Annotated in this window: 19 protein-coding genes; 5 read left to right on the plus strand and 14 right to left on the minus strand. The window is 61.7% G+C overall.

Annotated features, from left to right (window positions below; genetic code table 11):
* Positions 1-96 precede the first annotated feature (96 nt).
* Together ACILSQ_RS13220 and ACILSQ_RS13225 are read left to right on the plus strand one after the other, a co-directional pair.
* Entirely contained in the window at positions 97-2,382 is a 2,286-nt protein-coding gene (locus ACILSQ_RS13220; RefSeq protein ID WP_395744109.1) for a ribonucleotide-diphosphate reductase subunit beta, read from the plus strand.
* A 27-nt stretch (positions 2,383-2,409) separates the two neighbouring features.
* Positions 2,410-2,568: a hypothetical protein gene (locus tag ACILSQ_RS13225; protein WP_395744110.1), complete on the plus strand. Its 159-nt coding sequence runs from the start codon at positions 2,410-2,412 to the stop codon at positions 2,566-2,568.
* A 27-nt stretch (positions 2,569-2,595) separates the two neighbouring features.
* Here the strand turns inward: ACILSQ_RS13225 and ligA are convergent, their stop codons facing one another.
* Genes ligA through ACILSQ_RS13240 form a run of 3 tightly spaced genes read right to left on the minus strand, consistent with a single transcriptional unit; the run spans position 2,596 to position 7,065 of the window.
* Positions 2,596-4,581, minus strand: a complete 1,986-nt coding sequence (gene ligA / locus ACILSQ_RS13230; RefSeq protein ID WP_395744111.1) for an NAD-dependent DNA ligase LigA — start codon at positions 4,579-4,581, stop codon at positions 2,596-2,598.
* A 55-nt stretch (positions 4,582-4,636) separates the two neighbouring features.
* Positions 4,637-6,298 carry a hypothetical protein gene (locus ACILSQ_RS13235; protein WP_395744112.1) on the minus strand — a complete coding sequence of 554 codons (1,662 nt, stop codon included), beginning with the start codon at positions 6,296-6,298 and terminating at the stop codon, positions 4,637-4,639.
* A complete protein-coding gene (locus tag ACILSQ_RS13240; RefSeq protein WP_395744113.1) occupies positions 6,295-7,065 on the minus strand; it encodes an ABC transporter ATP-binding protein in 771 nt (256 codons plus the stop codon). The genes ACILSQ_RS13235 and ACILSQ_RS13240 overlap by 4 nt, the downstream gene beginning before the upstream one ends.
* A 139-nt stretch (positions 7,066-7,204) precedes the next feature.
* Here ACILSQ_RS13240 and ACILSQ_RS13245 point away from each other — a divergent pair, with 139 nt between their 5' ends.
* The gene (locus ACILSQ_RS13245; protein ID WP_395744114.1) at positions 7,205-9,541 is read left to right on the plus strand and encodes a secretin N-terminal domain-containing protein; all 2,337 of its coding nucleotides are present in this window, start codon (positions 7,205-7,207) and stop codon (positions 9,539-9,541) included.
* Positions 9,542-9,958: 417 nt separating this feature from the next.
* Here the strand turns inward: ACILSQ_RS13245 and ACILSQ_RS13250 are convergent, their stop codons facing one another.
* The 7 genes from ACILSQ_RS13250 to ACILSQ_RS13280 all read right to left on the minus strand — a co-directional run bounded on the left by ACILSQ_RS13250 (position 9,959) and on the right by ACILSQ_RS13280 (position 15,497).
* The gene (locus ACILSQ_RS13250; RefSeq protein WP_395744115.1) at positions 9,959-10,789 is read right to left on the minus strand and encodes a VacJ family lipoprotein; all 831 of its coding nucleotides are present in this window, start codon (positions 10,787-10,789) and stop codon (positions 9,959-9,961) included.
* Positions 10,786-11,367: an ABC transporter substrate-binding protein gene (locus tag ACILSQ_RS13255; RefSeq protein WP_395744116.1), complete on the minus strand. Its 582-nt coding sequence runs from the start codon at positions 11,365-11,367 to the stop codon at positions 10,786-10,788. Before ACILSQ_RS13255 ends, ACILSQ_RS13250 begins: the two co-directional genes overlap by 4 nt.
* Positions 11,364-11,843, minus strand: coding sequence for an outer membrane lipid asymmetry maintenance protein MlaD (mlaD, locus tag ACILSQ_RS13260; protein WP_395744117.1), 480 nt, complete (start codon positions 11,841-11,843; stop codon positions 11,364-11,366). The genes ACILSQ_RS13255 and mlaD overlap by 4 nt, the downstream gene beginning before the upstream one ends.
* Positions 11,840-12,652: an ABC transporter ATP-binding protein gene (locus ACILSQ_RS13265; protein ID WP_395744118.1), complete on the minus strand. Its 813-nt coding sequence runs from the start codon at positions 12,650-12,652 to the stop codon at positions 11,840-11,842. The genes mlaD and ACILSQ_RS13265 overlap by 4 nt, the downstream gene beginning before the upstream one ends.
* A 2-nt stretch (positions 12,653-12,654) precedes the next feature.
* Entirely contained in the window at positions 12,655-13,431 is a 777-nt protein-coding gene (locus ACILSQ_RS13270; RefSeq protein WP_395744119.1) for an MlaE family ABC transporter permease, read from the minus strand.
* An 82-nt stretch (positions 13,432-13,513) separates the two neighbouring features.
* Positions 13,514-14,665: a Gfo/Idh/MocA family protein gene (locus ACILSQ_RS13275; protein ID WP_395744120.1), complete on the minus strand. Its 1,152-nt coding sequence runs from the start codon at positions 14,663-14,665 to the stop codon at positions 13,514-13,516.
* Positions 14,666-14,681: 16 nt separating this feature from the next.
* Positions 14,682-15,497 carry a sugar phosphate isomerase/epimerase family protein gene (locus tag ACILSQ_RS13280; protein WP_395744121.1) on the minus strand — a complete coding sequence of 272 codons (816 nt, stop codon included), beginning with the start codon at positions 15,495-15,497 and terminating at the stop codon, positions 14,682-14,684.
* 210 nt (positions 15,498-15,707) lie between these two features.
* On the opposite strand from ACILSQ_RS13280, the gene ACILSQ_RS13285 reads away from it, so the two are divergent.
* The gene (locus ACILSQ_RS13285) at positions 15,708-17,918 is read left to right on the plus strand and encodes a hypothetical protein (RefSeq protein ID WP_395744122.1); all 2,211 of its coding nucleotides are present in this window, start codon (positions 15,708-15,710) and stop codon (positions 17,916-17,918) included.
* A 62-nt stretch (positions 17,919-17,980) separates the two neighbouring features.
* Here ACILSQ_RS13285 and ACILSQ_RS13290 read toward each other — a convergent pair whose 3' ends face one another.
* Entirely contained in the window at positions 17,981-18,631 is a 651-nt protein-coding gene (locus ACILSQ_RS13290; protein WP_395744123.1) for a hypothetical protein, read from the minus strand.
* 113 nt (positions 18,632-18,744) lie between these two features.
* Between ACILSQ_RS13290 and ACILSQ_RS13295 the strand changes: the two genes are divergently transcribed.
* On the plus strand, positions 18,745-19,635 hold the full coding sequence (locus tag ACILSQ_RS13295) for a LysR family transcriptional regulator (RefSeq protein WP_395744124.1): 891 nt from the start codon (positions 18,745-18,747) through the stop codon (positions 19,633-19,635).
* A 67-nt stretch (positions 19,636-19,702) separates the two neighbouring features.
* Here the strand turns inward: ACILSQ_RS13295 and ACILSQ_RS13300 are convergent, their stop codons facing one another.
* From ACILSQ_RS13300 to ACILSQ_RS13310, 3 genes are all read right to left on the minus strand, one after another.
* Complete coding sequence (locus ACILSQ_RS13300; protein ID WP_395744125.1) at positions 19,703-21,907, minus strand: polysaccharide biosynthesis tyrosine autokinase; 2,205 nt, start codon at positions 21,905-21,907, stop codon at positions 19,703-19,705.
* A 192-nt stretch (positions 21,908-22,099) separates the two neighbouring features.
* On the minus strand, positions 22,100-22,624 hold the full coding sequence (locus tag ACILSQ_RS13305; protein WP_395744126.1) for a polysaccharide biosynthesis/export family protein: 525 nt from the start codon (positions 22,622-22,624) through the stop codon (positions 22,100-22,102).
* 284 nt (positions 22,625-22,908) lie between these two features.
* Positions 22,909-24,447, minus strand: a complete 1,539-nt coding sequence (locus ACILSQ_RS13310; protein ID WP_395744127.1) for an outer membrane beta-barrel protein — start codon at positions 24,445-24,447, stop codon at positions 22,909-22,911.
* Positions 24,448-24,814 lie beyond the last annotated feature (367 nt).

Raw genomic sequence — 24,814 nt, forward strand, 5'->3', positions numbered from 1 at the left:
CCGCTGAGAATGGCTCTCATTTAACACAATATATTGACATAAAAGTTATTCACATACCATATATTGTATTCAATCCTCCGCACTTCCTCCCCCGTCATGGACAAGACCTACCCCGTTCGAAACTATTCTTTTACCTTGGCCGAAACCAAGGCTGAGGCAGTCCGCGCCGCCAAAAGGGTCATCAACAGCACCCCGCTGGAGGGCTTTGACCTCTTTCCGGTCAAGTATGAGTGGGCCTTCGAAAAATATGCCGCGATGATGGCCAACCACTGGGAGCCGGAGGACATCCAGATGCAGCGCGATGTGGAGCAGTGGCGCTCCGAACACATCACCCCAAACGAGCGCTGGATCATCATGATGGGGATCGGCTACTTCAGCGCCGCCGAGGGCATCGTGGGAGACAACATCCAGCACGTGGTGCGGGACCTCGTCTCAGCACCGGAGCTCAAGCTGGTGCTGGGCCGTCACGCGCATGAGGAAAACATCCATGCCGACAGCCTGCTGTACATGATCTCCTCCCTGGGCATCGACCCTCACGAATGCGAGGCCATGTTTGAGCAGATCCCATCGATCGTGAAAAAGAACGAGTTTGTGACGCGGCACTCGAACAATCTGCGTGGCGATCTTGATCTCACCTCCGTCGCGGGAAAACAGCTTCTGGCCAGGAACATGTTTGTGTTTGGGCAGTGCATGGAGGGAACGCAGTTTTACGGACTGTTTGGGATGATCCTGAGCCTCTACCGCCAGGGCAAGTTTCCGGGCGTCGGCCAGATGTTCCGCTACACGCTGCGGGATGAGTCGAACCATATCGAGGTGTTTCGCCACCTGCTCGTGGAACTGCTGCGCGAAAACCCCGAAATCTGCACGGCGGATTTCCGCAACGAACTCGTGCAGATGATGCGTGAGGCGGTGGCGCTGGAGAAGGAGTTCATCCGCGACTGCCTGCCCGTCAATTCCGTCGGGCTGACGCTGGAGGAGTTTGAGAGTTACATCGATTTCATCGCCGACCGTCGTCTTCGCGGCTGCGGCCTGCCGGAACTGCATCCCGGCATTCAGGATCCCCTGCCCTGGCTGGATGAAGTCATCCTCATGCTGAAGGAGCAGAACTTCTTCGAAGGAAAAGTGACGGATTACCAGAAAGTGGCCGGTTTCATGTCCGAGATTTTTAAGACGGACACAGGTAATGCACGCGAATGCCTCACCGACCTCAAAAGCCTCTGGCCGCCCGGGCCGCTGCTCGCAGCCCCCCCGCCGACGCTTCCGGCGGTTCCCTCGCCCGTCCTCCACGGCGCGGCATCCATCTCCGGCACCTCGGCCAAAACTATCTGCCAGATCGGCGGCCGCCAGTTCGTGCTCGATAAAGCAAAGGCGAAAGCAGCGTTCGCCGCCAAGCGGGTGGTGAACGGGCGCGAGACCATGACCTTCAATCTCCTGCCGCTGAAATACGGCTGGGCCTATGAGCTCTACAAACAGATGAAGGCCGACCACTGGGGGCCGCTGAGCCCGGACATCCAGATGCGCGCGGACGTGGCCCGGTGGCAGGCGGCAGACTTCCCCGCCGGCGAGCGCTCTCTGCTGCAGCTCGCCATAGGCTGGCTGGCCACAGCCCGAAAAATGACCGGCGCAGATTTGCAGCATGTGGTGCGCTCTCTCGTGACCGCCCCCGAGCTGAAACTGGTGCTGGGCCGCGAGACGCACGATGACAACATCCGCCAGGAGGCGCTGCTGTACGCCGCCCACACCTTCGGGCTCAACATTCACGAATGTGAAAACCTCTGCCTCACCTCGCCCCTGATCGCCCAGAAAAACGCCTTCGCGAAAAAGCACACCTCCGGCCTCCAGCGCGGCATGGATCTCACCCATGTGGAGAATCTAAAGCTGCTGGCCCGCAGCCTCTTCGTCTTTGGCCAGTGTCTGAAGGGGCTGCAGTTCTACGGCCTCTTCGGCGCTCTCATGCATCTCCAGCAGGCCGGGCGGTTCCCCAGATTCATGCAGATGCTTTCCTGCATCCTGCGGGATGAGGCGCACTACACGGAGTTCTTCCGCCAGCTGTTTCTTTCCCTGCTGGCGGAGAACCCCGAGCTCAAAGACGCCAGCTTCCGCGAGGAGCTCCGCGGAATCATGCACGAGGCGGCCACCCTGGAGAAGACGCTGATCCGGCAGGGCCTGCCCATGCAGGCTCTGGATCTCAAGGTGGAAGACTACGAACGCTTCATCGACCACGCCGCCCATTGCCGCCTGAAAAACTGCGGCCTGCCCACGCCGGCTGCCGGCACCAGCAATCCGCTGCCATGGCTCCCTGCACTGCTTCACCTGGACGAAACCGCGGGCCACGCCGCCAGGTTTGCCGTTTTGGAAACCTGCAATGATGACGACCTCTAAACCCATTCCTTTTCCTATCTTCCCACCATGAACAACGACATTCCAGACACCCAGCAGCCGACGCCACCTCCTTCAATCCCTTCCACTTCCGGTGCGCTGGACGATCTCGACTTCAGCGATGTGCAGCTCTCTCCCCGGCAGGAGGATGCCACTCAGGGCATCGTATGCGAAGGCGGCTGCGAATGATGAGGCTCACGATGATCCCCCTCTTCTTCAAATCATCCCGCGGAACTCCGCTTCGTTCACGATCTTCACGCCGAGCTTGGTGGCTTTGTCGAGCTTGCTCCCAGCCTCTTCTCCAGCGAGAAGGTAGGTCGTCTTGCCGCTGACGCTGCCGCTGACCTTGCCCCCGTGGGCGCGTATGATGTCAGCGATGGTCTCGCGGTCTTCGCTCAGGGTGCCGGTGATGACCCAGGTGGTGCCGTTGAGTTTGTCGGACTCAGCCGCCACAGCCTTCTGGGTGAAGTTGAGACCCGCGGCACGCAGGCGGTCCAGCAGCGTCAGGTTGTGATGGTCGCGGAACCAGGCGTGAATGCTGACGGCTACGATCTCGCCAATGTCAGGACACTGCTCGAGCTCCTCCACGCTGGCTTTGGCGATGGCATCGATGCCGCCAAAGTGCTCGATGAGCTTGCGTGCGCCACCAGCGCCCACATGGAGAATGCCGAGACCGAAAACGAGACGCCAGGGGTCCTGCTGCTTGCTCGCGGCAATGGCCTTGAGGTAGTTGTCGATGCTCTTGGTGCCCACACGCTCCAGCCGCGCCAGCGACAGCTCGTTGAGGTCGTAGAGATCAGCCACATCTTTGACAAGCTTCAGTTCCACGAGCTGCGCGATCACCGCCTCCCCCAGGCCGCTGATGTCCATGGCCCCACGGCTGACGAAGTGCTCGATGCGGCGCTTCACCACCTCCGGGCAGTGCGGATTGGGGCAGCGGATGACCACCTGCTCCTCATCCTTGTGGACGGCAGTGCCACAGACAGGGCAGTGCGCGGGCACGTGCACGGGGACTTCGTCTCCCTGGCGCAGCTCCTTCTTCACGGAGACAACGGCCGGGATGATCTCGCCGGCTTTTTCAATGATGACGGTGTCACCCACGCGGATGTCCTTGCGCTCGATCTCCTCGTAATTGTGCAGCGTGGCATTGCTGACCGTGCTGCCGCTGACGAGCACGGGCACCAGCCGCGCCACCGGCGTGAGTGCCCCGGTGCGCCCCACCTGGATGTCGATGGCGGTGATCTTTGTCTCCGCCTGCTCGGGCTGGTATTTGTAGGCGATGGCCCAGCGCGGCGCCTTGCTGGTGACACCGAGCTCGCGCTGATCCGCAAAGCTGTTCACCTTGATCACCGCGCCATCGGTTTCATAGGGCAGGGTTTTGCGTTTTTCATCGAGTTCGCGAATGGCCTTGAGCAGCCCCTCCGCGCTGTCGGCATGCCAGATCAGATCCGCCTTGCGCAGGCCCGCGGCATCGAGCAGGGCGTAAACTTCCGTCTGCGACTCCACATCACTCGCTTCCGCCAGTCCGTAGAAGACAATGTCCAGCGGCCGCTTCGCCACGATCTTCGGATCCAGCAGTTTCAACGTTCCAGCGGTGGAGTTGCGCGGGTTGGCAAAGGTGGGCTCGCCGGCCTCCTCGCGCTCCTGGTTGAGCTTGGCAAAACCTGCCTTCGTCATGAAGACTTCGCCACGCACTTCAAAGTTCTGCGGCCCCTCCTTGGGCAGGCGCAAAGGCAGGCGTTTGAGAGTCTTGAGATTGTTCGTCACATCGTCGCCCGTCTGCCCGTCGCCACGCGTGGCGCCGTATTTGAGCAGACCGTTTTCATAGCGGATGGTGATCGCCACGCCATCCACCTTGGGTTCGATGACGCAGTCGATCTTCTCGCGCCCCAGCCCTTTCTGCACCCGGGCAAAAAAGGCGGCCAGTTCCTCCTCGGAGTAGGTGTTGTCCAGGCTCATCATGCGCACGCTGTGCGTGATCTGGGTAAAACCCTCCAGCGGCGCCCCGCCCACTCTCTGAGTTGGCGAGTCCGGCGTCCGCAGATCCGGAAACTTCGCCTCGATCTCCTGCAGCTCTTTGAGCAGCGCATCAAACTGCTGGTCGCTGATTTCAGGACGTGCCTCCGCGTAGTAGAGACGGTTGTGGCGGTGAAGTTCGGCGCTGAGTGTGGCGGCGCGTCTGGAGGCTTCGGCGTGGGTCATGGTGGCTGGCGCTTTGAATAGCTGCAAAGCGGCGTGAGGAAACGGGAAATCTTCTTCACTCCGCCTGCGCCACCCAGGGCGTGTCCCGCATGAGGTATTTCATGAGCACGGTCGCCCCCAGCATCACCACCGCCTCCCCGGCCAGGAAGAGCCCGAAATGGCCGGTGTGCCACATCCAGCTCGAGAGTCCGCCGATCACCCCTGCGGCGATCATCGAGCCCGCCATCATCAGACAGCCGGCGGCCGTGTTCTTCACCTCCTCGGAGGGTTTGGCCAGCGGCAGCCACTGGCCCACCAGACCGGTGACGAGGGAAAAGGTGGGGAGAAACAGCACGGCCGGCAGGCTGAGCATCAGCGGCGTCCATGAGCGCTGGAGGCCGCACATCAGACCAGTCTGCAAAAGGAGCACTGGAAAACTCAGCCAGCAGAGCACCGCCTTGCGCGCGCCGTGAAACAGCGGCGTCCAGTGCCGCAGCGGCGCCACATGGAAAAAGGCCGAGGCACGCCAGTGCTCGGAGCAGCCGAGAAACATCAAAGCCTGCAGCGAGACCATGCCAAGAAAGCAGGTGGCAAAGCCCTGGATCATCATCCCCGCCTCGGCCGCGCCGCGGCCCCGGCCTCCGGAAAACAGCATGATCAGCGGCATGATGAGCATGGGCGCGATGCCCGGGTACAGCCGCAGCTTGATCTCGCGGTCCCGAAAGAGATAGGCGGTGGTCAGCTTGAATGACTCCCGCTCCACCGCATCTCCCAGCCACCAGCGCAGCGGCGGCATCCGGACCATGGCGGCCAGCCATACGCCACGCGGCTTCGTGCGTTCCTTCACCGTGCCGGCGGCCTCGTTCAAATTCATCAGCCCCTGGCCGTAGGCGCCGCCCAGTTTTTCCAGCGCCAGCCAGCTCGTCACAGCGGTGGCAGCCACCGCGAGCCCCGCCGGCAGCCACAGCGTGGAGGGAGCGAAGGTGGAGCCGCTGATCAGCGCATCCAGCGCGCCAAACCACAGGGGCGGCAGCGCCAGCATCCAGCCGCTGACGTGGTCGAAATGTTTGAACATCTCCACCTGCATGAGGCGCGGCATGATCTGCCCGCCCATGATCATGACGATCGTCAGCAGCGACTGCAGCGTGGCCAGCAGGTTGTCCAGACGCTCGCGCCCAAACCATTTGAGGCAGGCGTTGTACACCAGCACGATGCTTGCGGCGGAGAAGACCATCAGCAGCGCGGTGGAAAAGAGATGCGCGGGGATGAAGCGCCACGTGGCCCCCTTGCAGCCCAGCCCGGTGAAGAAGCCCGCCAGGTTCAGGGCCAGCGCGAGCACCAGCGCAAAGCCCGCCAGCACGGTGCACTTTGCCCGCAGCATCTGCTGCGGCGTCACCGGCCGGTGCAGCAGGATCTCCGCCTCCTCCTTCATGAAGAGCATCGTCCCCGCGCTGGAGGCCAGCGTCAGCGAGGCAAACATGAAGGTGAAGCCATGCAGCGTGCAGGCGAAGACAAAGAGGTCCACGCCCTGCGCAAACAAGGCGGGCATGAGGCCGACCATCGCGTAAATGAAAAGGGTCATGCCGAGCCCGATCTGCCGCCGCGTTTTCTGCGCCCCCGCCTGCTGCACCGCGCGCCCGCGAAACAGCAGCTTCCAAAACAGGCCGCGCAGCACCTTCGCGGGCGAGGGCGGCCGGCGGCGGGGCGTGCTCTCCATGCTTTCGGCGGTCGTGCTCATGACAGCAGGGTTTTGGCAAAGGTCTGCGCCCGCGCCTCCAGGCCGCTGAGGCCGGTCAGCCGGGTGAAGAGCTGCTCCAGCGTGTCCGCCCCGTGCTGCTGCTGCAGTTCCTGCGGCGCCCCCTCCACCAGCAGCCTGCCCTGAGCCATGATGGCCACGCGATTGCACACACGCTCCACCACATCCAGCACATGGGAGCTGTACACAATGGTCTTGCCCTCGCGGGCCAGCGTCTCCAGCAGCGCCTTGAAGCCCACCGCGGCGTTGGCATCCAGCCCGTCCAGCGGCTCATCCAGCAGCACCACCTTGGGGTTGTGCAGCAGCGCGGCGGTGATCACCACCTTGCGCCGCATGCCCTTCGAGTACGCCCCTAGAAGCTTGGCAGTGAGCGTCTGCTCATCCAGCTCAAAGAAATCCAGAAACTGCCGGATGCGGGGCCTCGCCTCATCCTCATGGATGCCGTACAGCGCCCCGATCATCAGGAGAAATTCCAGCCCGGTCAGGGACTCATACACCGCGCCCGAGTCCGGCACGAACCCCAGCAGCCGCTTGGCCTCCACGGGGTGGGTGGAGATGTTCACCCCGCAGATCAGCGCGGTGCCCTCATCCGGCTGCAGCATGCCCGTGACCATTTTCAGCGTGGTGGTCTTCCCCGCCCCGTTCGGCCCCAGCAGCCCCACGATTTTTCCCGGTGGCACCTCCCAGTTCAGATGGTCAACGGCAGTTTGGGCGCCGAAGCGCTTCGTAAGACCCTGAATGGAGATCATGGGGTCCGACCATCCATGGGGCGTGCCGGCTTGCAAGAGCCACATTCAGCGCTGAGCCGACCTTGCGAATTTTAATAGATATTAACTAAATCCTTGCCGCTAAGCCTAAATTCAATATAATATTTGTAATTTCAATAATATGTCCAAATCCCCTTCTCACCTGCCCATGCGGCTGCGCTTCGCAGTCTTGCTGGTGCTTTTGATTCTCGGCATGCGGCAGGGAGCCAAGGCTCAGGCCCCGGCCGCGCCGCCCACTCTGGCCCCCAGGGTACCACTGCCCGCAGCCCAGACAAACGCTGGCACCTACGTGCCCGTGGGAGAGGGCGCCACCATCAAGGTCAATTTTCCCAGCGCTCCCATCCAGGCCATCATCCCGTTTTACACCCAGCTCACGGGAAAAAAGCTCATCCTCGACTCCGCCCTGGGGGGCGAGCCTCTCCGCATCATCTCCCCGCAGATGCTCACCAAAAAGGACGCCATCGACTTCATTGAGGCCACCCTGCTTCTGAATGGCTACGCCATCATCCACATCGACGCCACCACCGCGAAAGTGATCAATCAATCGGGTGGCAAAAGCCCCACCGCCGCCGGTTTGAAGGTGTACAATTCCCTGCGCGACCTGCCGCTGAACGAAGAAATCTGCCACTACGTGCTGCCCCTGCAGTTCATCTCCGCGGATGAAGCCGCCAAGGCCTTCCAGCAGGTCATCAAGCTCAACAGCTATGGCGCCATGTCCAGCGTCTCCAATGACACCGCCCTCATCATCACGGAAAACAGCGCCACCATCCGCAGCATCTGCGAGATCGCGCAGATCATCGACGTGCCGCCCACGGAAACCGCCAATGAAATGATCAAGCTGGAGCGCTCTGATGTGGAGCTGGTGGCCGAGATCGTGAATGAAATCTTCGAGCAGGAGGAAAAGTCCAAGAGCACCGGCTCGTCTCCCGTTGCCGTGCCCAATCCGGCCGCCCGCCCCGGCGCACCTCCCACACCCGTCAACCCGGCCGCCTATTCCAGCACGGCCGCCACCAATCCCGCCGGTGCCCGCGTGAAGGTCTTCGCCTACCGCCGCACCAATGAACTCCTCATCATCGGCCGCCCGGTGGACATCACCTACATCAGGGGCCTGGTGCAGAAGCTCGACAAGCAGGACGACGGCAGCAACTTCCTCAAGCGCCGCCTGCGCTACCTCAACGTGATGGATTTCCTGCCCGTTGCCTACAATGCCCTGGCGCGGGACACCGACATTCAGTCCGAAAACGGCATGGCCTCCAGCGGCGGTGGCAGCACCCGCCGCAAGACCAGCCCCTCCTCGAACTCTCCTTCCACCGACAACAACCGCAGCGTCAGCTCTGGCAGCAGCAGCCCCTTCAGCACCAATGTGGGCCTGGGTGGCAGCAGCGGCTCCCGCAGCGGCAATTCCTCCAACTCCAGCCGCAGCCTCCTGGACAAGCCGGAGGATGTGGGCGCACCGGAATCCATGGTGGTGGGCAAGACTCAGCTCATTGCCGACCCCCAGTCCAACAGCCTCGTGGTCTCCGGCTCGCCGGAGCACATCGCCCGCATTGATCAGCTCCTGAAGGAGATGGATGTGCGCCCGCAGCAGATCTACATCTCCGCCATCATCGGCCAGCTCAGCCTGGGCAAAAACTTCAACTACGGCGTCGATTTCCTCAAGCTGCTCACGGATTTCAGCGTCACCCGCAACAGCAACAACTCCTCCACCACCGTGTCCGGCGGCACCACCACCACGACCGCTGCCAACATCGTCCAGTTCCCGGCCAAGTTCGGTCAGCTCAATCTCTACGGACAGATCGGCTCCCTGAGCAACTACATCAAAGTCATCGACAACAACAGCAACTTCAAGGTGCTGGCCACTCCCAGCATCTACGCCAAGAACGCCGCCAAGTCCGTCATCTCCTCCGGCCAGCGCATCGCCGTCCCCGCCACCATCCTGACCAATGGCGCCTTCTCCGCCGGCGTGGCCAACACCAGCGTCAGCGTGGACTACCGTGATGTGGTGCTCAAGCTGGAGGTCATCCCCCTCATCAATTCCGACGACGAAGTCACGCTCACCATCGGCCAGATCAATGACAACATCGTCGGCTCCCAGACCATCGGCGGCAACACCGTTCCCACCATCGGCACGCAGGAGCTGGTCACGGAGGTGGCGGTGAAAAACGGCTCCACCATCGTGCTGGGCGGTTTGATCACCGAAAACATCAACAAGTCCAAAAACGGCGTCATCGGCCTCAGTCGGATCCCGGTACTGGGACATCTTTTTGGCACCACCCAGAACCAGACCACCCGCAACGAGCTCCTTATCTTCATCCAGCCGCACATCGTGCGTTCGGAAGATCCCCTGGACACGCCCAACAACATCGAGAGCGGCCGCAGCAAGGTCTATGAGGAGTCCATGCAGTTCGGCTCCCCCGGCCTCGAAAACATCCCCCGCGCCATCCCCGTGCGGGAGTGAGACGGCGGGCCGTCTGCCCCTCCGGCAGGCAGGTGCCGTGGCGTTGCAGGCGATGCCTCGATCATTGGAATTGAGAACGGTTCTGTCTTCGCAGCCGAAAGGCTTTCTCGCCTGAGCGCGAATGGCACAGAGCCCTCCTCTCGACCGGGGAAAACACGCCGCACGCGGACGACCTGCCGCGGACGAGACGCTGTCTGAAAAAACCAGCTTGCAGCTGCGAAGCCGCCAGCAAAGTAGCCATCTCGCTCCGCGAGATGAGCCCGGCGCTCACGCTACATCCCACGCGTTCCACTATTCAGAAATCCTCCGCCGCTGCGAAAGCGTCCCGTTTCCCTCGGGCGGCGAGAGGACTGCCTTGCGCCAGCGCCGGCCGTGGTCGCACACAATCAATCTTCAACCACGGCCTGAATGCTCAGCTCACTTCTTCTCCGCCTCAGCCCGGTTCTGGCTGTAGGAGCTGCGTGCGGAGAGATACGGGTCCACCGCATCCTTCGTGACCGTGTCATATTTGTCCATCTGGGTCGGTGTGGAGCGCAGCGTGTTGGCCAGGGGCGGGACAATGGTCCAGTCATGCTTGGACCGTTTGGCGTACCACCAGATGTAGGGCCAGTTGACCGGATTGAGCGCATAGTCGCCCGCCAGCCCGATGCCATCGCGCACGCTGCTGGGGCCCAGCACCGGCAGCACCAGGTAGGGGCCGTTCGGGATGCCCCACTTGGCAAAAGTCTGCGCCGTGTCTTCCTCCGGCACATTGGCCAGCGCCGGAATCTTTTCCGCAGGGCGGAAAATGCCGCCGACACCACCCACAGTGTTCACCACAAACTTCCCGGTCTCCTGTCCAGCACGCTTGAACTTGCCCTGCAGCGTGCAGTTCACAAACCGCACAGGATATTTCACGTTCTCAAAGGCATTGTCGATCCCCTTGCGCACCGGTTTCGGCAGGATCAGCTCATAGCCCTTGGAAATCGGACGCAGCACGAAGGTGTACAACTGGTCGTTCACCCAAAAGGTGCCGCGGTTGAGCGGCTCCAAAGGATCGGAGATGTCCGCCACCGTGGCGTATTCATCTGTTTCGGCATCCTCCCTGGCCGGACCGGCTTTGTCAGCGGCCGTGCCCTTCGTGGTGTTCGCGGAAGCTGCCGCCCCGGGGGATTTCACAGCGGTCCTTGCGGCCGGGGAACTGCAGTCAGTCAGCAGCGGGGTGGCTGCGAGCAACAGGAGACGGAGTGAGATTGCGTGGTATTTCATTGGGGGCGGGAGACAGATTGCGTAAGAGAGCTTATCACGGCGTTTGCGCCACCTTTTTTAAACTGCGCATCAAGCTGGCTGCGATAATTGGCGATCAGGCTGACCCCTTCGACCACCACATCCGTGATGCGCCAGCCCTGGGTCTGCTCCATGCGGTAAATAACGGTATAGCGGCTGCCTTTGTAAACCATGCTCGTCGGCACATCCACGCGCCCCGCGGCCGGCTCCACCGCCGTCTGGTAGGTGATGGCAGGATGCTCCCCGGGCGTGAACTTGCTGCTGTAGCTGCGCACGATCAGCGTCTCAAAAAGCTGCGTGGCCTGCTGCTGCTGCGCGGGCGTGAACTGCCGCCACCCGGGGCCCACGGCGCGCTTGGTCATGGTTTCAAAACTCACGTGCCTTTGCAGCGTCGGGCGCAGGCTCTCCGGCAGGGCATTGCGGTTGGCGGTACGATCAGCCACGGCCAGCACCTCAGTCACTGCTGATTTCAGACGGGCCTGGGCTTCGGCAAGCTGGGCTGTGGCGGCCAGCGGTGCGGCGGCCACGAGGAGGAGCGGGAGCAGAAAACGTAGGGTCATGGAGCTGGAGGGGGGGGGTCTTTGCCTTTTTCAACACTGCCGAAAGCCATCTTGCCAATCAACGATTCAAGATCGACCGAGGACTCAGTCATCGTGATCCGTGAACCTGCGGAAAGATAGGTTTCGTCCGCGCCGGGCGCAAGCGCCACGTATTTGTCTCCGATGAGCCCGGTCGTTTTGATGGAAGCCATCGTGTCCGTGGGCAGCTTCAGGCCCGCCTGCACGCGCAGCGTCACCATGGCGCTGTAGTCCGCGCCATCCACGCGGATGGCCTCCACCCGTCCCACCGGCACGCCCGCCACCAGCACGCTGCTGCCGGTGTTGAGCCCGCCGGCATTGGTGAAACGCGCCTCCACCACATAGGTGTCCCCGCCCAGCATCGAGCGCGCGCCGAGCTTGACGGTGAGATACACGACGGCGGCGAGTCCCAGGACCACAAAGAGCCCAACGTAGAGTTCCAGCTTGGATTGTTTCATGAGTCTTGAGATTGGAGGGCGGCGCCGCGGCGCATTTCAGCAATTGTGCGGCCAAGTGCGGCCGCGCTGTCGCGAAAATCACACACCACGGCGGCGGTGGAAGAAGAAAATTCAGCGGGCGTGCCTTCAAAGCACATCCTTCCCTGGTCCAGCAGCGCCACGCGGTCGCTCGCGATCAGCGCCTCTGTCAGGTCATGGGTCACCACCAGGGCGGTGAAACCAAACTGCCGCTGATACTTCGCGATCATGGCAAACACCGCGTTGCGCCGCAGCGGGTCCAGCCCGGCGGTGGGCTCGTCAAACAGCACCAGCTCCGGCCGCGTCACAATCGCGCGCGCCAGCGCCAGGCGCTTCTGCATGCCCCCGGAAAGCTGGCTTGGATAGCGGTCCTGATGCGTCTCAAGCTCGAGCTGACGCAGCGCCTCCAGGCAGCGTTCGCGGATCTCCTTGTCCGGCAGGCTGGTTGTCTGCTCCAGCGGCAGCGCCACATTTTCCAGCACCGTGAGCGAATCAAACAGCGCATTGCTCTGAAACAGAAAACTGCAGCGGCGGCGGAAGTCGGCACGCGCGGCAGCATCCCCCGGCCCCAGCGGTTTGCCATCAAAGGAAATGCGGCCCGCGTCCGGTTGCTCCACCGCCGCCAGGCACTTCAGCAGCACGGACTTGCCGGCTCCGCTGCGGCCCAGAACAGTCACCAGGCTCCCGCGCGGCACATTGAGGTTGGCCCCGTCCAGCACCACGTTCCCCCCGAAGCGCTTGTACAAGCCTTCGATGCTCAGCAGCATGGGTGGGTGGGTCTCGGCGGCCATGGTCAGACGAGGAAGGAGGTGATGACATAGTCCGCGGCCAGCACGGCGATGCTTGAGAGCACCACCGCCCGCGTGGTGGAGGCGCTGACCGCGCGCGCGCCGGTGGCTGAGCGGCAGCGGTGCGCGTTAAAGCCATGGTAGGCGCACAGCGAGATGGTCAGCAGCCCAAAGGTGGCCGCCTTGATAAAACACTCCCGCACGTCCTGGGCCTTCACCGCGTGCTCCGCCGCGGACCAGTAAACACCCGGCTCCAGTCCCAGCAGCAGCGAGCCCGACAGACTTCCTCCCCACAATCCTACCGTGACAAACAACGCAGTCTGCATGGGATACACCACCAGCGCCGCGATCAGACGCGGGGTGACGAGGTACGAGTGGCTGCTCACGCCCATGGTCTCCAGCGCAGCGATCTGCTCCGTGTTGCGCTGAATGCCCAGCTCCGCCGCCAGGGCTGAGCCCGCCTGCCCCACCAGCATCAGCGCCGCCAGCGCCGGCCCCAGCTCGCGGATCAGGCTCAGGGAGACCAGGGTGCCTAGCAGGCTTTCGGACCCGAAGCGGTTCAGCACATAGTAGCCCTGCAGCCCGAGCACCAGCCCGGTGAAAAGACCCACGATCAAGACCACCGGCAGGCAGCGCACCCCCTGCTCAAAACCCGCGCGGACCACCCGCCTGCCCAGCCGCCGCGCTCCCGCCGCGGAACGAAAAGACTGTCCTGTAAAGAGGGCAAAGTCGCCCAGTTCATGAACAATGGAGAGTGAGTAACGACCTATGGCGCGCAACATTCGGTGGGGTACCTTCACCCACGCACCGGAGTTGCGCAATGCCGTAGCGCCTTCCGCCTCAAGATTCTTTGTTCATGCGAACTTAAAGATCGTCCACCGGCAGCCATTTGCGCTGCTCCCAGCTCTGCAGGCCGAGTTCCGCCAGCTGCACCCCCTTGGCGCCTTCACGCAGGGTCCAGGGAAACGGGGTGTCCAGCACCACGTGCTTGAGGAACTCCTCCCACTGGATCTTGAAGGCGTTGTCATAGGTGGTGGTGTCTGGCACTTCCTGCCAGCCGTTGAAGAAATTGATCGGCTGGTCGATGTCCGGATTCCACACCGGCCGTGGCGTGGTGCCCATGCTCTGCACCCAGCATTTGCGCAGGCCCACGATGGCGCTGCCATGCGTGCCGTCCACCTGCATGGTCAGGAGGTCATCGCGCCGCACGCGCACCGTCCAGGAGCTGTTGAACTGGCAGACCACCCCGCCCTCGCACTCAAAGGTCGCATAGCAGGCATCATCACTGGTGCAGGCGTAGGGCTTGCCGCGCTCGTCCAGGCGTTTGGGGATGTGCGTGGCCCCCAGGCAGCTCACCGCCTTCACTTTGCCAAAAAGATTGTCCACCACGTAGCGCCAGTGGCAGAGCATATCCACGATGATGCCGCCGCCGTCCTCCTTTCGGTAGTTCCAGGAGGGACGCTGCACCGGCTGGTCGGCGTCCTCTCCGGTGAAGACCCAGTAGCCGAACTCACCGCGCACGCTGAGGATGCGGCCGAAGAAGCCCTGATCCCGCAGGGTGCGGAATTTGCGGATGCCGCTGAGCCAGAGCTTGTCCTGCACCACACCGTTTTTCACCCCGGCGTCTTCGCAGAGCTTGGCCAGACGCAGGGCTTCACGGGTTTCCACCGCCGTCGGCTTCTCGCAGTAGATGGCCTTCCCTGCCTTGACCGCCTTCTCCACAAAGCCCGCGCGCTGCAGCGTACCGGAGGCGTCAAAGAAGATCTCGTCCTCCTTGCTGGCCAGTGCAGCGTCAATGTCCGTGGTGTAGCGCGCCACGCCCGTGCGTTCGGCCAGGGCTTTGAGCTTGTCGTGATTGCGCCCGGTGAGAATGGGGTCGGGCATGATGACGAGGTCGTCGCTGACCTTGAGCCCGCCCTGATCGCGGATGGCCTTGATCGAGCGGATCAGGTGCTGGTTCGTACCCATGCGTCCGGTGACGCCGTTCATGATGATGCCGATTCGTTTGGTTTCCATAAAGCTGGTTGGTTGGTTAGGAATAGAGCTGGGAATAAGAAGCCGCGATCTGATCAAGGAACTTCCCCTGATCCGCGCTCCACCAGCGGTTCGAAAAAATCTCCACCTCGCGGTGGCCGGTGAAGCCGGTGGCATCCACCCAGCCGCTGATTTCACGGATGTTGATGCAGCCTTCCCCCATGAGGCCGCGGTCATTGAGAAGATCGACCGTGGGCGTTCTCCAGTCGCAGATGTGGAAGGCGTGCAGACGGCCGGTTTTCCCGGCGAGATCAATCTGCGCCTTCAGCTCGGGGTCCCACCACACGTGGTACACATCCACCGCGATGCCCACATTCTTGGGAGAGCCCAGCGAATCACAGATTTCATGCGCCTGCCGCAGGGTGTTCACCGCGCTGCGGTCATCCGCATACATGGGGTGCAGGGGCTCGATGGCGAGCTTCACGCCCGCTTTCTCCGCCGCAGGCAGCACGGCGGCGATGCCATCGGCGATCTGCCTGCGCGACTCTGTCAGCGGCTGGCCGGGCACGGCACCACAAACCAGCACGATGAGTGGAGCACCAATGGCGTGTGCCTGCTCGATGGCTTTCAGATTGTCGTCAATGGCCGCCTGCCGCCCCGCCGCCGTGGCCGCCGGAAAAAAGCCCCCGCGGCAGAGGCTGACGACCTCCAAACCGGCCTCGCGCGTCTGCCGCGCCACGGCGCCCAGATCACGCCCTTCCAGCGCCTGACGCCAGATGGTGATGCCGCTGACGCCGCGCTTCGGGAACTCGACAAGACATTCCTCAAGACTCAGCGGCTTGGTGGTGATGGTGTGAACGCAGAGGCGGCTCATGGGGCCGATACTGCGCCGCATCCGCCGATAAGGAAAAGATTTCTTTTCGATCATCACGATTGAAAATGATGATGCAAATCCGCGGGCCAGAGACAGGGGCTCCCGCCCCTGGCAGAGATGCCACCGCGAACGCATCGTCACCCGCCATCTATCGTCAATAATCGGAGGTGACATTCACCATTCTGATGCTTGGCTTGCAGCGAGGTCGTTATGAATACCACCCAAGCTTTGCAGGTCTTCGGATTTGTCGCTCCCTTTGCTCGGGAGACAGCGGCCACGAAACATGGAAGAGAGAGCACGGATGCGGCGCCGCTCCAGCAGGCAGGCAAAGGCAGGGTTGGTCTGCCTGCGGCAGCAACGGTCATCGCCATGCGGATGATGTGCCTCAGCCTCATGATTTGCACGCTCGCACCGCGGCGCGCTGCGGGTCAGGAACTGCCTGCCGCCCAGCCCCTGCTGCCGTCGGCCCTCCTGTACACCCCGTCGTCAGCAGCCGCGCTGCATGAGGCACTGCGGCCGGATGTCTCGCGTGAGCTGCGCATGTCCTTCAAGGAGCTGCGTCTGGCGGCAGAGGGCGGTGCAGCGGAATACCAGCATCTGCTGGGCGTGGCCTATGCTGAAGCGAGGGGCACCCGAAAGGACACGGCTGCTGCCGTGAAGTGGTTCCGTCTGGCCGCGGAGCAGGGCTATCCCAGAGGCCAGCAGGCCCTGGGCAGCGCCTTTCTTGAGGGCCAGGGAGTGAAAAAAAACATAGCTGAGGGCATCCAATGGCTGCGCAAAGCCGCCGAACAGGGCGACGCCAGAGCCGAATACGCCCTGGGCCGCGCCAGCCTCACGGGCACCGGCATGAAGCAGGATGCCGCGACAGCGGTGGGATGGTTTCATCTGGCCGCCGACCAGATGAATGCCGACGCCTTCTACAGCCTGGGCAGATGCTGCGCCCGCGGCGTGGGCGTGGCGCGGGATCTGCCTGCGGCGGTGGAGTGGTACATGAAAGCAGCGGCCCTGGGCCATGCCAAAGCCCAGGTGGCCCTGGGCGATGCCTACCTCCACGGCACAGGCGTGACACCAGACAGCACCGAAGCGCTGCGGTGGTACTTCACCGCCGCGGAACAGGGAGATGCCGAGGCGGAAGAAGCCGTGGCCCATGCCTATCTTATTGGCGAAGGCATGAGACAGAACACCATCGCAGCCTTGAACTGGCACCACAAGGCCGTGCGCTTGAACAAACGCATTGAGCAGGACCCGGTGGCGACCGCGCAATGGCTCAGCAGGGCCGCGGAGCATGGGGATGTGTATGCCCAGGTGGAGCTGGGCCGCGCCTGCTTCCAGGGAGCGGGCGTGCCCAGAAATGTGACGGAGGGGCTGAGGTGGTTCCGCAAAGCCGCCGAGCAGGGAATTCCCAGCGCCCAGAGCGAGCTGGGCTACGCCTACATGCGCGGCAAGGGCCTGCCTGCGGATCCCGCCGAAGGCGTGAGGTGGTATCTCAAGGCGGCGAATCAGGGCGATGCGAATGCCCAGTACGCCCTGGAGGTGGCCTATTATCAGGGCCAGGGCGTCCGGAGAGACCCTGCGGAAGCTTTGAAGTGGCATGCCAAAGTCGCCGAGCACGAAGCAGGCGGAGCTCAAAATTCGGAGGACAGCCCACGCTGGATCCACGCCCCCGCGGACAAGGGGGAGGCTGTCTTTCAGGGCGCCAATGCCCTGCCCTCAGGCAGACTGTCCGGGAGTGGGGAACAGAGCTTGAAATGGCTTCAGCAGGCTGCTGAACGTGGAGACGCCTCGGCCCAGTACCGGCTTGGCACCGCCTACATCACAGGCAAGGGCGCCACTCCGGACGCCGCCTCCGCGGCCTACTGGTACCGCAAGGCGGCGGCGCAGAACCATGCGCTGGCGCAGTTGGAAATGGGGCGGATGTACTTCTCCGGGGAGGGCGTGCCAAAGAACGAAGCAGAGGCGGTGTGCTGGACCCACAAGGCTGCGGAGCAGGGCAATGCCTATGCGCAGGACGAGCTCGGCAGCCTCCACATGACCGGCATCGGCGTGGAAAAGTCCACAGCAGCCGGGGCGCAGTGGTACCAGAAGGCAGCGGAGCAAAGATACGTCGAAGCCCAGTACCACCTGGCCTTGTGCTACTCGAATGGCCTGGGCGTGGCTCAGAACCAGGAAAAAGCCGCGCTGTGGTTCCGCAAAGCCGCCGGGCAGGGCCACGCCCGGGCTCAGTACAGCATGGCACAGAGCTGCCTGCAGGGAGAAGGAGTGCCGAAAGACCCCGCCGAGGCCCTGCATTGGTTTCTGCTGGCCGCCTCTCACGGAGACCCCGACGCCAGCGCCCAGGCCGAGAAAATCAAATCCCAGCTCACTCCCGCCCAGGTCTCCGAGGTGCTGCTCCGCGTGGCAAATTTCCGCGCCACGCGGTAGGGATGAGATGAACGAAAGCATCTCCCCGGCGCCCAGCCCTGCTGCCGCGTGGCAGTCCTTCCTTACTTTCGAAGAGATTTCACGGCAGCGGCATTCATCGCAATCCAAAGCGGCTTGAACGGCGCCTCCGCCTCCACCGCCGCCCTGTTGCGGTAGTCGCAATGAAACAGCTTGGAAGACTCTGCCTCTGCTTTCCAGAGGAGCTGGTGGGTCCGGCTGTCGGACAACAAATACTCGGCCTTCAAGACGCGTTGGTCGATCGCTCTCATGGCGCCGATGCGGGGGTACATGGTCGAGCTGGAGCCCGAACGCGTTCGTGAATCCCATAGACGCCCGGTCCCGACCAGCGACTGCTTGACGAGTGTGTGGCTCACAGAGTTGGCCCGGAGCATGATTTGGAAGATGTAGTCCGGCTCTTTCGCCGGTGTCTGTCCCAAAGAGATCTGAGGTCTGGCAGGCGGCTCCTTCTCCACACTCTCCAGCAGGGCGCCGTTTTCATTCAAAACATAGACGTGAGCCCCCTTCAACTGATGCTGAAGAACCTGGCCGGCCTGGTTCAAGATCGGTTCTTCAATGAACTTGCCGGGCCAGCAGGCCGTCGTGATGTTCATCCCCTCGACTCCCACCGTCCTGCCCTTCAGCATTTCCGGTTTCAATCGATTCACGACGACCGTCACCTTGGGAGACTGACAACTGCTCAGCAGCAGCGACAAACAAAGAACAAAACAGGCATGCCTCATCGGGGTTCCGAGAATGTTTCTCATACGCGTTTAGCAGGGTTCCCTCTTGGAAACGATGCAACATGCATCAATCTAGCCCCTGCATCATGGAACTTTACCAACTCGGCTACTTCCTGGAAATCGCCCGCCAGCGCAGCTTCACCCGGGCGGCAGGCCGCCTGCGCATGGCGCAGCCCGCGCTGAGCCAGCAGATGAAAAACCTCGAGGCCGAGCTGGGCACTCCCCTGTTCAACCGCGGCCGCAAAGAAGTGCAGCTCACCGCCGCGGGAAAGGCCTTCCTGCCGCGCGCCGAAGGCCTTCTCATTCAGGCCGAAGCCGCCAGGGCAGTCGTCTCGGACGTCGCCCAGTTGCGCGGCGGCCGGCTGACCATCGCCGCCATCCCCAGTGTCAGCGCCTGCCTGCTGCCGGAGGTGATCCACACCTTCAGCCGCCAGCATTCCGGCGTGGCCCTGCAGTTGATCGAAGACAGCTCCGAACATGTGGCCGACTGCGTCGAGTCCGGCCAGGCAGACATCGGTTTTCTCCAGCTCCCCGCCAGCAAGTCAGCCTTCAAGACACAGACCATCATCACCGAGTCCTTCATCCTTCTCGTCGCCAAATCCCACGCCCTTTCCAGGCAGGCTGGCGTGACGCTGCGCCAGTTGTCCGGTGAATCCTTCGTCTTCTACAAAGGTCGCGCGCGGGACACCGCCCTGGAGTCCTGCCGGAAGGCCGGCTTCGAACCCCGCATCGTCTGCGAGAGCGGCGAGCTTGAAACGGTGCGCGCACTCGTCGCTGCCGGGCTCGGCCTGGCCATCGTTCCGCGTCTGGCGGCCGCCAGCCTTCCCGCATCCATTCGGACGGTGGCAGTCCGGGAGCCCAGGATGGAGCGCCAGATCGCGGCGGTCTGGCAAAAAAGCAGCGCGCTCTCTCCCGCTGCCGCCACGCTTCTCAAACTCACCACCGACCTGCTCTCCCGAAGAGGCATCACTCCCTGACGGAATGCTGAAGAGGGGCGCGGCAGATTTGCCAGACCGCCCCCATGACATGCCTCAGGATTTCAACTCACGACTTGGCAGCCGCAGGCTCAGGTGGCTGCTGAGCATTGCCCTTGGCCGGGGCGTAGTAGTAGCTGGCGTAGTTGTAATAGGTGTACTCCTTCAGGTTCGAGCTGGAGCGGTTGAGAATGACACCGCCGATGTTCACCTGGCGCTCATACAGCAGGTCCAGCGCCTTGCCGGAGAGACGGGCCATTGTGGAAGACATGCGCACCACAAAGAGCACGCAGTCAAGTTTCGGCGCAAAGCTCGCCGTGTCGTCCGCCACCAGCACCGGGGCGCTGTCGAAGATGACGTAGTCGTATTCCTCTCCCATCTCCCGCAGCATCTCCTCGGCAGTCTTGGAAAGCAGCATTTCGGAGGTCTGGTCAAACACATCGCCGCGGGCCAGCAAGTCCAGATTCCGCGTGCTGGTTTCCTGCACGGCATCGCGCCAGTGCAGTTTCCCGCGCAGGGCCTCGCTCAGGCCCGGGGTGGAGGGCAGCTTGAAGAGTTCGCTCACACCGCCGCGGCGCAAGTCGCAGTCTGCCAGCAGTACCCGCGCTCCAGCCAGGGCCATGGTCACAGCCAGGTTGGATGTCACGGTGGTCTTGCCCTCGTTCGGCACCGCACTGGTGATCAAAATGGTCTTCGGCGGCTTGCCCTGCCAGTTTTTGAAGAGAATGGAGGAGCGGACATTGCGGAACGCCTCGGCATAGAGGTGGCGGTCATCGTTCGGACGCAGCAGCGCCACATCACCGCGGTTTCTCTGCTCAGGCACCTGGCCCAGCACCGCCTCGCCAGGGAACAAGGTCTGGAACTCGCTGTAGGAGTTCATGCGGTCATCCAGACGGTCAAACAGCAGCAGGATCACAATGCCGGCCCCCATGCCCCCGATGAGACCGATCACGATCGGCATCACCCAGTCTTCTACGTTCTCGGAGGCAGGTGTCGCACGCTCCTGAATGGCCACAAAGTCTGCCTGGGTGTTGAAACCGGTCTGAATCCCCTCCACCTTTTCAAACAGCTTGTCGTAGGCCATCTTCGCCGACTCCGCCGCTTTCTCCAGCTGCTCGAACTGGGCGATCTTGCCGCCCAGGTCCAGCGCCTCCTTTTGCTTCTCGGCGATCTGCGCATCCAAAACCTGAACACGACGCTGAATGTCCTCCATCTGCGTGTGCATCTCCTGCTGGATCTGCTCCGCATAGGAGTTGAGCAGCGACTTCTGCGCCGCCAGCTCCTCCGTCACATCCTGCACCATCGGGTGCTGCTGCTTGAACTGGACCAGAAGAGAATCCAGCTTGGTCTTCAATTCAGTGATTTTCGACTTGGTGCGCAGGTAGTCCTGCTCCGCCATGGTCATGCCATTGCGGCCAGGGGAGGCTTCCGCAGTTTTGACGCCGCCTCCAGGCTGCGCCCCCTCGGTGCCGGCGGGTGCCGGCGCTCCGGCCGCTGCGGCTGCACCGGCGGAGTTCAACGTGCGTTCGCGCGCCTCCATGGCGGCGTTCACATTGGCAATCGCGAGGCGCAGTTCCTCAAGCGTCGTGCGCTGCGCAATGCGCTGTGCTTCCAGATTCCCCAGGTACTGGGCGGCAAGGTTGTTGCCGTTGGTGATCGTGATGATGTTGTTGGCCGCCTTGAACTTCGTAAGATTCTCAAGGCTGTCCTCCATGACCTTCTGCTTGGTCACCACCTCCTGCAGGAACTGCTGGAGCACCTTGCCCTGGGCCTGCTCGCGGATGTTTTGCCGAAACCCGATGAACTCATCGAGCAGGGCGTCCAAGAAGATTCTGGTGTACTTGGGTTCGGATCCCGTCGCGAGAATGTTGAAAATGGCGGAGCCCTTGGTCTGGGCCACGCGAATCTCCACATCCGAATCCTTGACGTCCGGATTGAGCGCCCGGACACGCTCCAGCGCGCGGTGCTTCATCTCGGCGCTTTCGACTGTTTCGATGATCGTGCCATAGAAATCCTGCTGCTGCTCACGCCAGGTCACGTTGTCGTTAAATGCAAGCTGGCCCCCGGCCACGAGCTTAGCCAGCGAGCGAAACTCCTGGGGACGCCCCGTGATGCGGAGGGCCTGCACGCAAACCCCAATGCTCGCCGTGAGAAGCAGAAACCACCAGCGGCGCCGCAGCAGGATCTTGTAGCGCTGAAACTTGGCGGATGCCTCGTGAATGCGGCTCAGGGTGCTTGATTGTGCCTGCCCTGGGAGAGTGAGGTTTTGTTCCATGATTTCGAAAATCCAAATTTATTCTGTCGGGCCGCCAGAATCCCTGTCGTCCCCCGTCTATCCGGCGGGCCTGGAAACTCGCTCAAAACACCGCTTTACGCCATTGGATTTATTAGGCCGTCCTTCTGTTCGATTTTATCTCAAATTTTGCCTTAATTAGATTCGAAACGCCGGCGGCCCGTTCCTGCGACCTCAGAAATTGACGGTCTTTTCCTCGACGATGATGACGTCATCCTTGCGGATGAACACATCGCGTTCGAGGTCCCCCCGCCGCATGATGCCATCCACATTGACCAGAATGGTCTTGTTGCCTTGCGGGGTCTTGCGGATGATTTTCACCCGCTCCTTGTTGGCAAACTGGGCAAAGCCGCCCGCACGCAGGATGGCCTGGCTGATGGAGATGTCCTCGTTGGCCGGAAGATCGTATTTGCCCTGCTTGGCCACGATGCCAAACATCACGTAGAACTCCAGGTCCACCACCCGCTCTTCCATCTCGGTCTTTTCATTGAGCCTGTCGATCGCGATCACCACCGTGGCATTCTTGAAAAAATTCTTCTCCAGCTCCCGCTTGATCGTGTAAGCCAGCTCACGGCAGGTCTTGCCTCTCGCGTTAACCAGCCCCACGTAGGGGGCCTGGACCTCCCCGGTCACGGCAACGACCTGCTGCATCGCCTCCCGGCGGTCTTCTAGAATACGAATGCTGATGGTGTCTCCCACGGAGATGGGCCTATGATTGTCCAAGACATCCATAGATGTCAGCACTGCCGCACCTGGGTTGGCCACACTGCTCCCAGATGGCGAAGCCTGGCGCACCGCCCTCGACGGCTCGGCGGGACGGAATCCAGGATCTTGAGCCTTCACACTAGAGACGGCGGCAAGCAGGAGGAACGACAGTGATAGCTTTTTCATGATGACGTTAAATGATTTGATGAACTCAGCCATCAAGGCCGACCACCGGCCAGGCTGGTATCAAAGTCATAGACCTACGACAAGCCGTTTCGTTAGAAATTGTAATTGAAGCCCAAGATGACACGGGTCTGAGTGGAGTCACCCGTGGACTGCTTGTAGTTGGTGATAAAGTAACGATAGCCCAGGTTGAGGCCGGCCTTGGCGGTCAGGGTGTAGTTCAGGTCAAAGGAGAAACCATTCTGGTCCGCATCTCTTCCAACCACTCCGATGTAATCGGCACGACCGAAGTGGTAGCCCGCTCCAGCGCGCAGTTTGGTGGAAAGCTGGTGCGTGTAATACAAATCCACACCGAACTGGGTCAGCTTATAGCCAGTGCCCGCGAAGGTAGGATCGACAAGGGACGGCTTGGAATTTTCATAGTAGCCAGACACGGAGAAGCGTCCGCCCTTCCAGGCCACCATCGAAACACCGTAGTTGATGAAATCGGCGGTGATAAAGTTCGATGCCAGGTTGATGGAGGATTCGTGGCCCACGGTCAGCGTGTGGCTGAAACGCGCATTGAGCTGATTGGTAATGCTGAAATTGTAATAGTAGCTGTTCAGGTCGTTGGTGTCTCCCGGGCCCGAAGGAGGACCGACGGTGGGGTTGTCGAAGTCAAACACCTGAATGCCGCCCGAAAGTTTGACCACGGTCGATTTGCCCAGCGGAACGCTGACAAAGGCACCCCAGTTGAACAGGACGGCATCGTTCAGCACCGGCTTCACGTAGTTCAGGAATGACACGCCGCCTTCCGTTCCCAAGATCCAGGTGGCAGTCGGGCTGTAGGTCAACGAGGCATGCAGCGAATTCATGGTACGGCTGAACTGGCTGTTGGAGCTGCCCAGCGCTTCGGACAGTGTGTTCGTGTAGTTGACAGCCAGAGACCAGGCGGAGTTGATCTGCCAGTTTGCGGCGACGCCGAAGTCGTTCTGGAACACACCGAAGCTCGAATTATTCGCCGCTCCCACAAACGCATTGTTAAGCGCCGGACGCATGGACATGCGGTCATAGATGGTGATGTTCACCGGTCCGGCCTTGATGTCGAAGGCGAGGGTCGTGCCTGGCAGGACGTTCAACAGGTAGTTTCCGTTTCCATAGGCAGCCAGCTCAGGGTGACTAAAATAATGGTCCACACCGATGCCGCCCGTAAAGCTCAGCACATTGTTGGCAGACACGCGGTAGTTGGCGCTGATGTTCAGCAGGGTGCTGCTGATGATGTCAGACACCGGGACCGCCGTACGACGGATGTTGCTGTTATACTCCAGACCCTGATAGAGTCCCAGGCCGATGTTCACCGGGCCAAGCGTCAGATTGCGCTTTCCAGACAGGAAAGGGTCCGATGTGTAGGTGGGAGCAAAGTAGCTCAACGCCTGGGAATACTGGCCGGAGTAGGTGGTGTAGTCACCCACCGCACGAGCGGCGAATGCGGAGCTGCCGCTTCGGACGGAGGGCTGCGAAATCTGACGGTCAGAACGCAGCAACTGCTGAAGACTCTGATAGCCCTCCTGGTCTTCCTGGCTGACGTAAGCCCCTTTCTCATAATCATAGACCACATCGCCGGTGCGCGCCGCCGACTGGGTGGCCTTTTTCATCTGCCCGGTACGATTGCGAAGGTCATTAAAAAAGTTGCTGGTCTGGGAAGGGGAGACCCCAAACTGAGCGTTCGAACGCAGCGGCAGCAAACAGCCGGCCGTGAAGGTCAGCGCCATCAAAAGGGAATTGATGGGTATGGGTCGAGAGTGTTTAATCAGCATGACGGGAGAGAGTGGGTCGGGAATTAAACCCCGATACAAGCAATTTTAACTGCTTTTGTCCATACCAAATTTCTCCCGATTTCGCCACATTTCCTTCCTTGATATTCAACAATTTGGCTGATTACACTCCCATACAGCCGGAGGGGGCCGCTTTTTAAGTCTTAAAAGAATATCTGAAATGCTCGCGGCTGTTTTCACCGGCTTT

Source organism: Prosthecobacter sp., from assembly GCF_044227185.1.
Lineage (GTDB): Bacteria > Verrucomicrobiota > Verrucomicrobiia > Verrucomicrobiales > Verrucomicrobiaceae > Prosthecobacter.

Coding starts and splice junctions, on each gene's coding strand:
- ACILSQ_RS13220 (WP_395744109.1), top strand. CDS start 97: ATGGACAAGACCTACCCCGTTCGAAACTATTCTTTTACCTTGGCCGAA.
- mlaD (WP_395744117.1), bottom strand. CDS start 11,843: ATGAAACAATCCAAGCTGGAACTCTACGTTGGGCTCTTTGTGGTCCTG.
- ACILSQ_RS13285 (WP_395744122.1), top strand. CDS start 15,708: ATGAATACCACCCAAGCTTTGCAGGTCTTCGGATTTGTCGCTCCCTTT.
- ACILSQ_RS13245 (WP_395744114.1), top strand. CDS start 7,205: ATGTCCAAATCCCCTTCTCACCTGCCCATGCGGCTGCGCTTCGCAGTC.
- ACILSQ_RS13275 (WP_395744120.1), bottom strand. CDS start 14,665: ATGGAAACCAAACGAATCGGCATCATCATGAACGGCGTCACCGGACGC.
- ACILSQ_RS13240 (WP_395744113.1), bottom strand. CDS start 7,065: ATGATCTCCATTCAGGGTCTTACGAAGCGCTTCGGCGCCCAAACTGCC.
- ACILSQ_RS13265 (WP_395744118.1), bottom strand. CDS start 12,652: ATGGCCGCCGAGACCCACCCACCCATGCTGCTGAGCATCGAAGGCTTG.
- ACILSQ_RS13300 (WP_395744125.1), bottom strand. CDS start 21,907: ATGGAACAAAACCTCACTCTCCCAGGGCAGGCACAATCAAGCACCCTG.
- ACILSQ_RS13295 (WP_395744124.1), top strand. CDS start 18,745: ATGGAACTTTACCAACTCGGCTACTTCCTGGAAATCGCCCGCCAGCGC.
- ACILSQ_RS13250 (WP_395744115.1), bottom strand. CDS start 10,789: ATGAAATACCACGCAATCTCACTCCGTCTCCTGTTGCTCGCAGCCACC.
- ligA (WP_395744111.1), bottom strand. CDS start 4,581: ATGACCCACGCCGAAGCCTCCAGACGCGCCGCCACACTCAGCGCCGAA.
- ACILSQ_RS13280 (WP_395744121.1), bottom strand. CDS start 15,497: ATGAGCCGCCTCTGCGTTCACACCATCACCACCAAGCCGCTGAGTCTT.
- ACILSQ_RS13270 (WP_395744119.1), bottom strand. CDS start 13,431: ATGTTGCGCGCCATAGGTCGTTACTCACTCTCCATTGTTCATGAACTG.
- ACILSQ_RS13225 (WP_395744110.1), top strand. CDS start 2,410: ATGAACAACGACATTCCAGACACCCAGCAGCCGACGCCACCTCCTTCA.
- ACILSQ_RS13235 (WP_395744112.1), bottom strand. CDS start 6,298: ATGAGCACGACCGCCGAAAGCATGGAGAGCACGCCCCGCCGCCGGCCG.
- ACILSQ_RS13255 (WP_395744116.1), bottom strand. CDS start 11,367: ATGACCCTACGTTTTCTGCTCCCGCTCCTCCTCGTGGCCGCCGCACCG.
- ACILSQ_RS13310 (WP_395744127.1), bottom strand. CDS start 24,447: ATGAAAAAGGCCACCCAGTCGGCGGCGCGCACCGGCGATGTGGTCTAT.